Below are 13657 nucleotides of genomic sequence, written 5' to 3'. Positions count from 1 at the left end.
CTGGTCAGACATCGTGAATCCATTATCATGACCCGATGCTACAGGCCTTTGCCCTCCCCCGCTCTGATGCCCCACGCCTTCGAGTACGCCCGCGCCGGTTGATGGGATGGTGGTGCGGCCTGTGCCTGTCGCTGGGTTTGTTGGCCTCCGCCCATGCGCAACCGGCCCCCACGCTCGCGTTTCCGCCCGCCCAGGCACCGGAGCTCAGCGCCGAGCTTTTCTATCAATTGCTGCTGGCCGAATTCCAGCTTCAGAGCAACGACCCGGGAGCCGCCTACTCGCTCATGCTCGATGCCGCCAAGCGCACCCAGCGCCCCGAGCTGTATCGCCGTGCCGTCGAAATCGCATTGCAAAACCGTGCCGGCAACGCGGCCCTGGCCGCAGCGCGGGACTGGTCGGCCGCCTTCCCGGATGCCGACGAACCCTACCGCTATGAATTGCAGATTTTGCTGGCGCTGAACCGGCCAGCCGATGTCAGCCGCACCCTGCGCAACCTCATCCGCCTGACACCGCCGCCACGGCGTAGCGAGGTCATCAGCGCCATTCCGCAGACCCTGGCACGCACCAGCGACCGGGCTGCCGCCTTGGCTGCGGCCCGCGACGCCCTGCAACCCGCATTGCGCGACCCGCAAACCGCCGCCTCGGCCTGGGCCGCGATCGGCCGCATGGAGATGGAGCTCTCGGCCTTCGACGCGGCTTTGCATGCCGCCCGCGCCGGCCTGCAGGCACAAGGTGACTCGCCCTATGCGGCGGCGCTGGCCATCGAATTGTTCGAACGCGAGGTTCCCGGCGCCGAGCCGCTGGTGCTGGCCTATCTTCAGCGCACCGCCGGCACCGCGGCAGAACACCGCAGCACCCTGCACCTGGCCTACATCCGCGCGCTCATCGACCTGCGGCGCTCGGCCGATGCCCAGCGCGAAGTCGAACAGCTCATTGGCCTGCAGCCCGAATTGCCCCAGGCCTGGCTGCTGCAGGGCATTTTGCTGACCCAGCAACGGCGCGCCACAGCCGCCGAGGCAGCGCTGGAACGCTATCTGGAGCTTTCGCGCGCCCTGCCCGAAGACGAAGCCCGCCCCGGCCAAACCCAGGCCTTCCTGCACCTGGCTCAGATCGCGGAGCAACGGCGCGACTTTGACGCCGCCAACGCCTGGCTGGACCGCATCGAAAACGCCGAAGACATCCTCTCGGCCCAGATCCGCCGCGCCACCATCCTGGCACGGCAAGGTCAGATCGAGCAGGCCAGAGCGCTCATCCGCGGGCAGCCTGAACGTGACGAGTCCGAGGCGCGGCGCAAGCTGCTCGCCGAAGCCCACTTGCTGCGTGAAGTCAAAGCCTACGAAGAGGCCTACCAAGCCTTCAGCCTCGCGGCCGAGCGCTTCCCCGACGACCCGGACCTCATTTACGAACAAGCCCTGGCGGCCGAACGGGCCGGCCGCTTCGAGCGCATGGAGGCCCTGCTGCGCGGCCTCATCGAACGGCAACCCGACTACCACCATGCCTACAACGCCCTGGGCTACTCACTGGCCGACCGCAACGAGCGACTGACCGAAGCGAAATCCCTCATCCAGAAAGCCTTGGCAGCCGCCCCCAACGACGCTTACATCCTCGACAGTCTGGGGTGGGTCGAGTTTCGCCTGGGCAACAAGCAGGAAGCCCTGCGCATCCTGCAAGACGCCTTTCGCCGCTTGCCCGACGCCGAAATCGCCGCCCATCTGGGCGAAGTCCACTGGGCTTTGGGCCAGCGCGAGGAGGCCCTGAGCGTGTGGCGCGAAGGGCTGCTGCTCAACCCCGAAAACGAAACCCTCCTCAACACCCTGCAGCGCCTGCAGGTTCGGCCATGAGCGCCGCCCGCCGCACCCTGCTGCTGGCTGGCGCGCTGCTGCTGACGGCCTGCGCCACCCCGCCACCGCCACTCGGTGGGCCTTCTGACCACCGGTGGTCGGGCCGACTCGCGCTGCAGATCGAGACCGACCCCCCGCAGCATTTCAGCGCCGCCTTCGAGCTCAGCGGCCAAGCCAGTGCCGGGGAACTGCGCCTCATCTCCCCCTTGGGGCAGGTGCTGGGGACCGCACGCTGGACGCCACAAGGCGCCTGGCTGCAACGGGGCCGAGAGGAACTGCCCTATGCCGACATGGACGAACTGACCACCGCCGTCACCGGCACGGCGCTGCCGCTGGAACCCCTATTCCAATGGCTACGCGGGGAGCCGGCCGCGCTTGGCGGCTGGCAAGCCGACCTCTCCCGCCACGCCGACGGTCGATTGCAAGCCCGACGGCTCCAGCCCGAACCCGCCGTCCAACTCCGCCTGGTACTCCACTGATCCCCATGGCCCTGCGACAACTGCTGGACGTCCCTGCGCCGGCCAAGCTCAACCTGTTTCTGCACGTCGTTGGCCGCCGCGCCGACGGCTACCACCTGCTGCAATCGGTCTTCACCCTCATCGACTGGTGCGACACCCTGCATTTCGAAAAACGCAACGATGGACGCATCCGCCGGCAAGACCTCGAAGGCAACCCAGCCGGGCTACCGGCTGAAGATTTGATCGTGCGCGCGGCGCGCGCCCTGCAAGCAGCCACGGGCTGCCGGTGGGGGGCGGACATCACCCTGCACAAGCAGCTACCCACCCAGGCGGGCCTGGGCGGCGGCTCCAGCGACGCGGCCAGCACCCTGCTGGCGCTCAACCGCCTGTGGGGGCTGCGCCTGGACGCTCAAGCCCTGTGCCGCATCGGGCTTCCCCTCGGCGCCGACGTGCCCTTCTTCATCCACGGCCACAACGCCTGGGTCGAAGGCATCGGCGAACAACTCACCCCGTTGCATCTGCCCCATACGCGCTTCATCGTCATCAAGCCACCTGCCGGCGCATCGACGCCACAGATTTTTCAGCACCTAGACTTGAAACGCGACACAAAACGCGCTACAATCGAAGGCTTTGTTGCAGATAGCGAGTCAAATCAGTTGCGCTTTGGGTGCAACGACTTGCAACCAGTGGCCGAGCGCTTGTGCCCAGACATCACAAAAGGGCTGCAATGGCTCCAGACCCAAGGCTTGCAAGGCCGCATGACAGGTTCGGGCAGCGCGCTGTTCGCGCCTGTGCAGTCCGATGTGGACACGTCGTGTCTGCCGGCCGGCTGGGTCGCTCGACACTGCAACAATTTGAGGGAACATCCTCTGATTGAGTGGCGATAGCGGTTATACTAGCGGTCGTTGTTCAGCAGAGATGAACACACTGCATTCGGTGCGCTGCGTCAGCAGCGAGCCAGTGTAGGGGAGTCGCCAAGTTGGTTAAGGCATCGGATTTTGATTCCGACATGCGAGGGTTCGAATCCTTCCTCCCCTGCCAAATTTCTTACCTGCGCCGGGTTTTCCATGCAAACATCCTCGCCAGTGCAAACGCCGGATTTCATGCTGTTCACCGGTAATGCCAACCCGGTACTGGCGGCAGAAATCGCCCAACATCTCGGAACCAAGCTCGGAGCGGCCAATGTGGGCCGCTTTTCTGATGGCGAGGTTTCGGTCGAGATCACGCAAAACGTGCGGGCCCGCCACGTGTTCGTGGTGCAGTCCACTTGCGCTCCCACCAACGAGAACCTCATGGAACTCGTCATCATGGTGGATGCGCTCAAGCGCGCCTCGGCCGTCAGCGTCTCGGCTGTCATTCCGTATTTCGGCTACGCCCGCCAAGACCGCCGCCCGCGTTCGAGCCGCGTGCCCATCTCGGCCAAGGTGGTGGCCAACATGCTGCAAGTCGTCGGCGTCAACCGCGTCCTCACCATGGACCTGCATGCCGACCAGATCCAAGGCTTTTTCGACATCCCCGTCGACAACATCTACGCCTCGCCGGTGCTGCTCGGTGATTTGCGGGCCAAGAACTATCCGGATTTGCTGGTCGTCTCGCCCGACGTGGGGGGCGTGGTGCGCGCCCGCGCACTGGCCAAGCAGCTCAACTGCGACATGGCCATCATCGACAAGCGCCGCCCCAAGCCCAACGTCTCCGAAGTCATGCACGTGATCGGCGACATCGAAGGCCGCAACTGCGTCATCATGGACGACATGATCGACACCGCCGGCACGCTCGTGAAAGCGGCCGAAGTGCTCAAGGAGCGTGGCGCGCGCAAGGTGTACGCCTACTGCACCCACCCGATTTTCTCCGGCCCTGCCATCGACCGCATCGCCAAAGGCGAAGCGCTCGATGAGGTGGTCGTGACCAACACCATTCCGCTGAGTCAGGCCGCTCAGGCCTGCTCGAAGATTCGCCAGCTTTCCGTGGCGCCGCTGATGGCCGAGACCATCGCGCGCATCGCCAGCGGCGAATCGGTGATGAGTTTGTTCGCAGAAGCCGAGCACGCTTGAGCGGCTGCGGCAAAAGGCAGCGCCCCGGTCCCGTCGGATCGTCGGCGCTTTTTTCAGTTGGGTCTCGTGCTGGTCGCGGCCAGGCCCTTTTCGGAGTTGAATCATGAAATTCGTCGCTTTCGAGCGCAGCAAGCAGGGTACGGGTGCGAGCCGCCGCCTGCGCAATTCCGGCCGTGCGCCGGGTATCGTCTTTGGTGGGGGCGCCGAGCCCGTGATGATCGAGCTCGATCACAACGCCCTGTGGCACGCCGTGCAGAAAGAGGCTTTCCACGCCTCCATCCTGGACATGGAACTCAACGGCCAGGTGCAGAAAGTGCTGCTGCGCGACGTGCAGTACCACCCCTACAAGCCCCAGGTGCTCCATGTGGACTTCCAGCGCGTGGACGACAAGACCCGCCTGCGCAAGAAGGTGCCGCTGCACTTCATCAATGCCGAGAATTCACCGGCCGTCAAGATCGACAAGTGCCTCGTCAACCACGTGGCCAACGAAATCGAAATCGAGTGTCTGGCCGTGCAGTTGCCTGAGTTCATCGAGGTGGATCTGGGCGAAGTGGTCAAGGGTCAGTCGGTGCACGCCAGCGACCTGAAGCTGCCCGCCGGCGTGAAGGTCGTGACCCACGGCAAACCGAATCCGACCATCGCCACGGTGGTCGAGCCGGTGGAAGAAGTGATTGCCGCGCCGGTGGCTGCCGCTGCCGACGACAAGAAGGGCAAGAAAGGCAAGAAGTAAACCTGCCGCCAGCCTCAAGGCCCGCGCCCAGCGGGCCTTTTTGTTTCAACACCGCTTTTGTGCGCGTGCCCGCACGCATCCTGCCATGATCAAGCTGCTCGTTGGCCTGGGCAATCCGGGCCCCGAATACGAAGACACCCGCCACAATGCCGGCTTCTGGTGGCTGGAAGCGGCAGCGCGCGAGCTCCACGCCCATTTGCAGCCGGAGCGCAGCTACTTCGGGCGCTGCGCGCGGGTCAGCGTGGACGGTCGCCCTCTGTGGCTGCTGGAACCCACCACTTTCATGAACCGCTCCGGGCAGGCCGTGGGCGCTCTGGCGCGCTTTTTCAAGATCGCCCCAGAGGAAATCCTGGTGGCGCACGACGAACTCGATCTCCCCCCCGGTGAAATGAAGCTCAAAAAAGGCGGGGGCCATGCGGGGCACAACGGTCTGCGCGACATCCACGCCCAACTCGGCAGCGCCGATTACTGGCGGTTGCGCATCGGGATTGGGCACCCTGGGGTGAAAAGCGAAGTGGTGCACTGGGTGCTGAAAAAGCCGTCGCCGGAGCAGCGCGACGCCCTGCAGCAAGCCATCGAGCGCAGCCTGCGCGCCCTGCCCGACCTGCTGGCCGACCGGATGGACAAGGCCACCGCGCTCATCCACACCAGCAAGCCGCCCCGCCCCAAGCCACCCAGGCCCGAGGCCACTGAGAAGCAAGCCCCTCCTGCCACGCCGCCAACCTGAGGCCAGCGGCTCAGGAAGCCACCAGGCCCTGCAGGCGGCGGTACTTCTGCCACAACGTCTCCCGGCTTTCGACATGGTCGGGATTGACGGGAATGCACTCCACCGGGCAAACCTGCACGCACTGGGGTTCGTCGAAATGCCCGACGCATTCGGTGCAGCGGGCTGGGTCGATCTGGTAAAAATCCACGCCCATCGAGATGGCCTGATTCGGGCACTCGGGTTCGCAGACGTCGCAATTGATGCATTCGTCGGTGATCATCAGGGCCATGGCACGCTCTCCATCAGCGCTGGGCAGCACCGTTGATCACCTGCAGCTGGCGCGCCACCCCGGGGCTGACCATGCCGCTGACGTCGCCGCCCAGCTTGGCGATTTCACGCACCAGCGTACTCGAAATGCACTGCCATTGGGGCTGCGGCAGCAAAAACACCGTGTCCACCGTGGGCAAGAGCTTGCGGTTCATGGCCGCCATCTGGGCTTCATAATCGAAATCGGTGAGGTTGCGAATGCCGCGCACCACGGCACAGGCCCCGTGCTCACGGCAGAAGTCCATGATCAACCCCTCGAAAGGCAACACGCGCACCTGGGGGCAATGGGCCAGACTGGCGGCCACCATCGCGATGCGCTGCTCCAGGGTAAAGAGGGTTTTCTTGTGATGCGCCACGGCCACGGCCACGATGAGTTCATCGAACAGGCTGGCGGCGCGCCCGATCACGTCCTCGTGGCCGAGGGTGATGGGGTCAAAGGTACCGCTGTAGACGGCGATGCGGCGCGACGGGGCGGAAACAGCGTTCATGGCGTGAGATTATCGCCCGGCCCCTCCGGGCGGGCGTAGGAGGCATCGCGCACCAGCAGGTGGAAATGCACCATGCCGGCCTTGCCCTGACGGTGCAGCGCCAGGCCCAACGGTTGGCATTGCGCCGCCGTCCACGCCCTGGGGGCTTCGAGGTAGAGGAAGCCATCATCGGCCAGCAAGCCCACCGCTGCCTGCAACGCCCGCTGAAAGAGCGATTCGTTCCAGCCGGAGGCAGCATCGCCGAAAGGGGGATCCAGAAAAATCACGCCCCAGCGCTGGCCGGCCGCTTGCGCCATCCAGCGCACCGCATCGGTCTGGAGCACTTCCACATGACTCGCGCCCAGGCGGGCGGCATGGCGGCGCAAGGCCTGAGCCAGCGTCGGGTCACGCTCGATCAGGAAAACGCGGGCCGCGCCCCGGGAAGCGGCCTCCAGCCCCAACGCACCGCTGCCGGCAAACGCATCCAGGCAGGTCATCCCGCTGAGGTCTTGCCCCAGCCAATTGAACAGGGTTTCGCGAACACGGTCCGGGGTGGGCCGCAGCCCGGGACGATCGGGCACGGGCAGTTTGCTGCGCTTCCACTGTCCCCCGATGATGCGAACTTCCCCGCCCGGCCCAGGCGCACGGGCGCTGACGCCATGGGCCCGGCCACGCGGCGGCGCCTTCATGGCTGACGCCCCCCCACCACCACGGTCACGAGGCGATCGGGCTGCAACACGCGCTGCATGGCGGCGCGCACTTGCGCGGGCGTCAGCGCGGCAATCTGCGCCGTCCAGGTGTCCAGATAGTCCAAAGGCAGGTCGTTCCAGGCCATGGCGGCCACGTTGTCCAGCCATTTTCGGTTGCTGTCCAGCCGCAACGCAAAGCCATTGATGAGGGCTTGCTGGGCTTCGGCCAGCTCCTGCGGGGTGGGACCTTCGGCGACGAAGCGGCGTATCTCCTCATGAATCAGCCGCACGGCTTCCTCGGCCTGGTCGGGCCGGGTCTGCATGGAGACGGTGAAAGCGCCGGCGTGCCGGCCCGGCGAGAAGTAACTGTAGATGCCGTAAGTGAGCCCACGCCGCTCGCGGATTTCCTGCATCAGCCGCGAGGTAAAGCCGCTGCCCCCGAGGATGTGGTTGCCCACGGTCAGGGCGAGGAAGTCCGGGTCGCTGCGGGGAAATCCGGGCTGACCGATGAGAATCTGCGCTTGCGCCGCTTCGAAAGGCACCTGGACGAGCTGCGCCCGAGCAAGCGGCGCCACCTCGGCCACCGGGGGCAAGGGGGTGCAAGGACGATCGGCCCAACCGGCCAGCAGGCGGGAGACGATGGCATCGGCCTGCGCGCGTTGCACGTCACCGACCAGCGTCACCCGCGCGTCACAGGCGCGCACATGCCGACGAACGAATCCTTCCAAGTCAGCGCTGTCGATGGCGGCCCAGGTTTCGGGCCGAGCCTCCTGCCCGTAGGGATGATCGCCATAGACCGCCTCGGCAAAGCGCCGGGCAGCCACCGTGCCGGGCTGCGTCTGTGCTTGCCGCCAGGCCGCCACGAGGCGTTCGCGCTCGCGCGCCCAAACGGCCTGCGGAAAAGCCGGCGCGGCGAGTTGATGCGCCATCAGGGTCACCGCCGGATCGAGCAGGTCGGGGCGGATCAGGGTGCGCAACTGGAACGAGAGCCGGTCGGCGGTGGCCTGGACGCGGAACTGCGCCCCCAAGTCGGCCCAGGATTCGACGAGCTGGTTTTCGTCCAGCGCCGGGCGGCCCGCATGGGCACGCACGCCCTTGTCATACATCTGGGCCACGGCCTGGGCCAGCCCGGCCCGATCCCGCGGGTCGCGCCGGCTGCCGGCATCCACATCGATTTGCACGTCGAGCATGGGCAGGTTGGCCGAATGCACCATATAGATCCGGGCGCCGCTGGGCTGGGTCCAGTGTTCGATGGGTAACGATGCCTGCGCCGAGGCCACCGTCAGCCCCCACCCAAGCGCCACCAGCACCGCTTGGGCCCAGCGCCGAGGCCACCCAAGCCGATGGTTCAGTGTCATTCGCGTTTTCATGGCCGCTCCTGTGGCAGCAGCACACCGACGGTGAGTTGGTCATCCGCGAAATACCGCGCCGCCACCGCCTGGACTTGGGCCGGCGTGATGCCGTCGAGCCGGCGCAGCAACGTGGCCGAGGCGTCCAGCGGCCAGCCCAGGGCCCAGTGATTGCCCAGTTCTCGGGCCTGGGCAAACAAGGAGTCGAGCTTGAACACTTCGCGGGCCGCCCACTGGTTTTTGACCCGGCGCAGCTCGGCTTCGCTGACCCCCTCTTGGGCAATGCGCCGGACTTCGGATTTGAGCGCCGCTTCCAGCGCCTCGGGGCTGACGCCGTCGGCGGGCGTGCCCGTGAGCAGGAACAGTTCCGGCCCTCGCCCCATCATGCCGAAAGAAGCCCCGGCCGCATCGGCCAAGCGCCGGGTCTGGCCCAGACCTTGGACCAGCGAACGCTCCAGCCGCGCGGCGCTGTGGCCATCGAGCACGCCCGCCAGCAGCATCAGCGCCAAGGCATCGATGGTGGCTTCGTCGGAGGCCTGGGGATGGGCAATTCGGGGGGCTTTCCAACCCATGACCACCAATGGCCGGTCGGTGCGGCCCCGGTATTCGATGCGGCGCATGCCCGATTGAGGCGGCTCGGTCTGGGGTTTGCGCTCGGGCACGGCACGCGCTTCGATGGCGCCATAATGGCGCTCGGCCCACTGGCGGACTTGTTCCACCTCCACATCGCCCACCACCACGACGGCGGCGTTGGCCGGCACGTACCAACGGCGATGGAAGTCCCGAACGTCCTGCGGCGTCATGGCCTCCAGGTCGCTCATCCAGCCGATGATCGGGCGGCGGTAGGGATGCGCCACAAAGGCCGTGGCCTGAAAGACCTCAAACATCCGGGCCTGGGGCGACTCCTCCACCCGCTGGCGCCGTTCTTCTTTGACCACCAGCATCTCGCGCGTGAAGGCATCGTCTGGCCACTGGTTGTTGGCGAAGCGGTCCGCTTCGAGTTGCATCACCGCCTCCAGGGCAGATGCGGGCACCTGCTGGTGGTAAGCCGTCACATCGCGGCTGGTGAAGGCATTGTCCCGCCCCCCCAGCGCGGCCACCCGGCGCGAAAACTCCCCTTCCGCCAACGAAGGGGTACCTTTGAACATCATGTGCTCCAGCACATGCGCCACGCCAGAGGTGCCGTCGGCCTCGTCCATCGAGCCCACGCGCACCCACAGCATGTGAACCGCCGTGGGGGCGCGCCGGTCGGGCTGGACAATGAGCGTCATGCCATTGGCGAGGGTGAAGGATTGGGCGGAGGGGACCGGCTCATCGGCCCGCGCAGCCGTGGCGTGGACGGCCGGTGCCAGCAGGGCCACAATGCCCGCGCACACACCGGCCCCGAGCCAGGTCCGCCAAGACAAGGCGAAGGGTTTCATAGAATCCCAATGATTCCAGAAATGCCCCAAATGTTCAGCCTCCTCAAGAAAAAATTCTTTTCCTCTGGCCACGCCCAGCCCGCGCTGCCGGAAGCGCCACCTGCCACCGAGGCAGCGCCCCCCGCCCCTGCCGAAGCCCCGCCTACCCCGGCCCCTGCGGCCGAGGCGCCGCGCCAGTCCTGGTTGAACCGTCTGCGCAACGGGCTGCGCAAGACTGGCAGCACACTCACCAGCGTGTTCACCGGCACCCAGATCGACGAAACCCTGTACGACGAGCTGGAGGCGGCGCTGTTGATGGCAGACACCGGCACCCAGGCCACGCAATACCTGCTCGACGATCTGCGCCGACGCGTCAAGGCCGCCAAAGCCACCGCGCCCGCCGAAGTCAAAGGGCTGCTGGCCGATGCCATCGCCGAGTTGCTCCAGCCCCTGCAGAAGCCCCTGGTCATCGGCCGCCCGGACGGTGGACCCACCGTGCTGATGGTCGCTGGCGTCAACGGCGCGGGCAAAACCACCACCATCGGCAAGCTCACCTGGCACCTGTCGCACTCAGGCGCATCGGTGCTGCTGGCCGCCGCCGACACGTTCCGGGCCGCCGCCCGCGAACAACTGGGCGTCTGGGCCGACCGCAACACCGTGGACATCATCAGCCAGGACGGCGGCGACCCGGCGGCCGTGAGTTTCGACGCCGTCAATGCCGGGCGCGCGCGCGGGCGCGATGTGGTGATCGTGGACACCGCCGGCCGCCTGCCGACCCAGCTCCACTTGATGGAAGAGTTGAAAAAAATCAAACGCGTGGTGCAGAAAGCCGACGCTTCGGCCCCGCACGAAGTGCTGCTCGTCATCGACGGCAACACCGGCCAGAACGCCTTGGCGCAAGTCAAGGCGTTCGATGCGGCCCTCACCCTCACGGGCCTGGTGGTCACCAAACTCGACGGCACCGCCAAAGGGGGCGTACTGGCCGCCATCGCCATGTGGGCCCGCGAGCAGCGCCGCGCCGTACCGGTCTATTTCATCGGCGTGGGCGAGCAACTCGAAGACTTGCAAACCTTCGACGCCCGCGAATTCGCTGCCGCGTTGCTGTCTTGAGCCGCGATCAACCCCAAGGCGTGCTCAGGCATACCCTAGGGTTTTCGATGAAGATGGTTTACCCGAAGCCCACATTGTGTAAGCTTCATGTCGGGTGCAGAATTAGAATTGCTAACACATTCCAATATCTGCATCCGTTGATGTTTGTCAACGTCGCCACCTCGGGTCCCAGTCACAGGAGACATCACCAATGAAACCAATCGCGAAGATTCTGGCCGTGGGCCTGCTGGGTGCATCTGCCCTGGCCGCGCATGCACAGGTCAATCAGGTTCGTGTGTGGGCCGCCGCCTGCGCCAACTGCCACGGCACCGAAGGCCGCGCTCAGCCTGGCATGGATGCCTTGGCCGGCAAGGACAAATCCGAAATCGAACAAAAGATGCTCGACTTCAAGAACGGGCGTCGTCCGGCGACCATCATGCACCAGATCGCCAAAGGCTACAGCGACGAGCAGATCGCCGCCATCGCCGCTTACTTCGCCGCCCAGAAGAAATAAGGAGACGAGAACATGAAACGCCGTCAGTTCGTACAAACGCTCGCCGCCGGCTCTGCGCTGGGCTCCCTCGGCCTGATGACCGGCTGCGCCACCCCTGCGGGTGGCGGCTCGGGCCCGCACGTCGTCGTCATCGGCGGGGGCTATGGCGGTGCCACCGCCGCCAAGTACACACGCATGTTCTCCGAAGGCAAGGTTCGCGTCACGCTGATCGAGCCCAACGCCAACTTCATCTCCTGCCCCATCTCCAACCTGGTGATCGGCGGTCTGAAAGACATCAGCTACATCACCACCTCCTACGAAAACCTGGAAAAACGCCACGGCGTGCGCATCGTGCGCGACATGGCCACGGCCATCGACCCCGACAAGCGCCTGGTCAAGCTGGCCGGTGGTGGCGAAGTCGCCTACGACCGCCTGATCGTCTCGCCTGGCATCGATTTCATGTGGGAAACCTTGCCTGGCATGGCCAAAGAAGGGGCCAAGGACAAGGTGCTCCACGCCTGGAAGGCTGGCCCGCAGACCGTGGCCTTGCGCAAGCAGCTCGAAGCCATGCCCGATGGCGGCGTGTACGCGCTGTCCATCCCGCTGATGCCGTACCGCTGCCCGCCCGGCCCCTACGAGCGCGCCTGCATCGTCGCGCACTACTTCAAGAAGGCCAAGCCCAAGAGCAAGGTCATCGTCTTCGACGCCAACGACGACGTCACCTCCAAGCCGGCCTTGTTCAAGAAAGCCTGGGAGGAGCACTACAAAGACATCATCGAGTACCGGCCCAAGCACAATGTGGTGGACGTGGATGCCGCCACCAACACACTGAAGTTCGAGTTCAATGAGGACTTCAAGGCCGCCGTGCTCAATGTGGTGCCCAACATGCGCGCGGGTGACATCGCCGTCAAGAGCGGGATGGCCACGGCCAACGCCCGCTGGTGCGAAGTCGATTTCCTGACTTTCGAGTCCAAGGCGCTGAAAAACGTCCACGTGCTGGGTGACTCCATCCAGATCGCGCCGGCCATGCCCAAATCAGGCCACATGGCCAACCAGCACGGCAAGACCTGCGCCGCTGCCGTGGTCAACCTGTTGATGGGCCACCAGCCGCCGCAACTGCCGCTGTACGCCAACACCTGCTACAGCTTCGTCAACGACGAAGACGTGGTGCATGTGGCCAGCGTCCACCGCTATGACCCCGAGCAGAAAACCATGCTCACCGTCCCGGGTTCGGGCGGCGTGTCGGCAGCGGCCAACGCCTTGGAAGGCCGCTACGCGCTGGCCTGGGCCCAGAACATCTGGGCCGATATGCTGGCCTGATCGACCTCCCCCCTGCCCCATGGCGGGGAGGGGTCGAATGCTCTGGCCCCTCCTCTTTTGGCCGCGTCTGCCCAAGGTTCGCCGCATGTCCTCCCGTTTTCGTTTCTGCAATTTTTCGATCCGCCCGGCGCTGCTGGCGCTGACGGTCTGTTCTATCGGGCAGATGGCCTGGGCACAGGCCGATGAGGCGCGCGCCCAGCGCATCGCGGGCGGTTCCTGCTTCCTGTGTCATGGCGCCAAGGGCGAGTCCACCAGCGAGGTCTTCCCGCGTCTGGCTGGGCAGAATGCTCAATACATCGCCAAGCAACTCGAAGCCTTCAAATCGGGGCAGCGCAAAAGCTCGGCCATGGCCGATATCTCGGCCCGCCTGACCTCGGACGAAATGCTGGCCCTGGGCAAGTACTACGAAAAGATGGAGCCCCCGCGCGAACCGCCCAAGGACCCCGCATTGGCCGCGGTGGGGCAATACATCTACCACCAAGGCAACCGCTTCAGTGGCGTGCCTTCCTGTGCCAGTTGTCATGGCGCCAACGGCGAAGGCGCGGCCAACCTGCCCCGTCTGGCCAGCCAGTTTTCCGGCTACCTGTTCACCCAGTTGAAACAGTTCAACACCCGCCAACGCACTGACGAGAACCAGGTCATGCACGTGGTGGTGGAGAAGATGACCGAACTCGAAATGGCCGCTGTGGCGGAGTACCTCAGCGGGAAGTGAATCCCCATCACCAACTGGCTGCGGC

At 65.6% G+C, this 13657-nt stretch carries 15 protein-coding genes and 1 tRNA gene; 11 read left to right on the top strand and 5 right to left on the bottom strand.

Annotated elements, in window-relative coordinates; all coding sequences use genetic code 11:
• Positions 1 to 101 precede the first annotated feature (101 nt).
• The 7 genes from DFR43_RS04435 (at position 102) to pth (ending at position 5807) form a co-directional block, all read left to right on the top strand.
• Positions 102 to 1841, top strand: a complete 1740-nt coding sequence (locus tag DFR43_RS04435; RefSeq protein WP_164499701.1) for a tetratricopeptide repeat protein — start codon at positions 102 to 104, stop codon at positions 1839 to 1841.
• Complete coding sequence (locus DFR43_RS04430) at positions 1838 to 2320, top strand: lipoprotein insertase outer membrane protein LolB (RefSeq protein WP_133596158.1); 483 nt, start codon at positions 1838 to 1840, stop codon at positions 2318 to 2320. Before DFR43_RS04435 ends, DFR43_RS04430 begins: the two co-directional genes overlap by 4 nt.
• Before the next feature lie 11 nt (positions 2321 to 2331).
• Positions 2332 to 3186, top strand: coding sequence for a 4-(cytidine 5'-diphospho)-2-C-methyl-D-erythritol kinase (gene ispE / locus DFR43_RS04425; protein ID WP_133596323.1), 855 nt, complete (start codon positions 2332 to 2334; stop codon positions 3184 to 3186).
• 77 nt (positions 3187 to 3263) lie between these two features.
• Positions 3264 to 3340, top strand: a tRNA-Gln gene (locus tag DFR43_RS04420).
• Positions 3341 to 3366: 26 nt separating this feature from the next.
• A complete protein-coding gene (locus tag DFR43_RS04415) occupies positions 3367 to 4350 on the top strand; it encodes a ribose-phosphate pyrophosphokinase (protein WP_133596157.1) in 984 nt (327 codons plus the stop codon).
• A gap of 103 nt (positions 4351 to 4453) precedes the next feature.
• Positions 4454 to 5080, top strand: coding sequence for a 50S ribosomal protein L25/general stress protein Ctc (locus DFR43_RS04410; RefSeq protein ID WP_133596156.1), 627 nt, complete (start codon positions 4454 to 4456; stop codon positions 5078 to 5080).
• 85 nt (positions 5081 to 5165) lie between these two features.
• Positions 5166 to 5807 carry an aminoacyl-tRNA hydrolase gene (pth, locus tag DFR43_RS04405; protein ID WP_133596155.1) on the top strand — a complete coding sequence of 214 codons (642 nt, stop codon included), beginning with the start codon at positions 5166 to 5168 and terminating at the stop codon, positions 5805 to 5807.
• Between the two features lie 10 nt (positions 5808 to 5817).
• On the opposite strand, the gene DFR43_RS04400 is transcribed toward pth, so the two are convergent.
• The 5 genes from DFR43_RS04400 to DFR43_RS04380 are packed head-to-tail and all read right to left on the bottom strand — an operon-like array spanning position 5818 to position 10039.
• Positions 5818 to 6075 (bottom strand): YfhL family 4Fe-4S dicluster ferredoxin, encoded by a 258-nt coding sequence (locus tag DFR43_RS04400; protein WP_133596154.1) that lies wholly within the window; start codon positions 6073 to 6075, stop codon positions 5818 to 5820.
• A gap of 13 nt (positions 6076 to 6088) precedes the next feature.
• The gene (coaD, locus tag DFR43_RS04395) at positions 6089 to 6601 is read right to left on the bottom strand and encodes a pantetheine-phosphate adenylyltransferase (RefSeq protein ID WP_133596153.1); all 513 of its coding nucleotides are present in this window, start codon (positions 6599 to 6601) and stop codon (positions 6089 to 6091) included.
• Positions 6598 to 7269, bottom strand: coding sequence for a 16S rRNA (guanine(966)-N(2))-methyltransferase RsmD (gene rsmD, locus DFR43_RS04390; protein WP_133596152.1), 672 nt, complete (start codon positions 7267 to 7269; stop codon positions 6598 to 6600). The genes coaD and rsmD overlap by 4 nt, the downstream gene beginning before the upstream one ends.
• Positions 7266 to 8639, bottom strand: coding sequence for a M16 family metallopeptidase (locus DFR43_RS04385; protein ID WP_245988827.1), 1374 nt, complete (start codon positions 8637 to 8639; stop codon positions 7266 to 7268). Before DFR43_RS04385 ends, rsmD begins: the two co-directional genes overlap by 4 nt.
• A complete protein-coding gene (locus DFR43_RS04380) occupies positions 8636 to 10039 on the bottom strand; it encodes a M16 family metallopeptidase (protein ID WP_133596151.1) in 1404 nt (467 codons plus the stop codon). Before DFR43_RS04380 ends, DFR43_RS04385 begins: the two co-directional genes overlap by 4 nt.
• A 30-nt stretch (positions 10040 to 10069) precedes the next feature.
• On the opposite strand from DFR43_RS04380, the gene ftsY reads away from it, so the two are divergent.
• The 4 genes from ftsY to DFR43_RS04360 all read left to right on the top strand — a co-directional run bounded on the left by ftsY (position 10070) and on the right by DFR43_RS04360 (position 13632).
• Positions 10070 to 11128, top strand: coding sequence for a signal recognition particle-docking protein FtsY (gene ftsY, locus DFR43_RS04375; protein WP_245988836.1), 1059 nt, complete (start codon positions 10070 to 10072; stop codon positions 11126 to 11128).
• A 190-nt stretch (positions 11129 to 11318) separates the two neighbouring features.
• The gene (locus DFR43_RS04370) at positions 11319 to 11621 is read left to right on the top strand and encodes a c-type cytochrome (protein ID WP_133596149.1); all 303 of its coding nucleotides are present in this window, start codon (positions 11319 to 11321) and stop codon (positions 11619 to 11621) included.
• 12 nt (positions 11622 to 11633) lie between these two features.
• Positions 11634 to 12920 (top strand): NAD(P)/FAD-dependent oxidoreductase, encoded by a 1287-nt coding sequence (locus tag DFR43_RS04365; protein ID WP_133596148.1) that lies wholly within the window; start codon positions 11634 to 11636, stop codon positions 12918 to 12920.
• 85 nt (positions 12921 to 13005) lie between these two features.
• Positions 13006 to 13632, top strand: coding sequence for a c-type cytochrome (locus DFR43_RS04360; protein WP_245988826.1), 627 nt, complete (start codon positions 13006 to 13008; stop codon positions 13630 to 13632).
• The last annotated feature ends 25 nt before the right edge of the window (positions 13633 to 13657 follow it).

The organism is Tepidicella xavieri, from assembly GCF_004363315.1.
GTDB lineage: Bacteria > Pseudomonadota > Gammaproteobacteria > Burkholderiales > Burkholderiaceae_C > Tepidicella > Tepidicella xavieri.
Note: the sequence above shows the minus strand (reverse complement) of the source record. Positions and strands in the feature narration are given on the sequence as shown.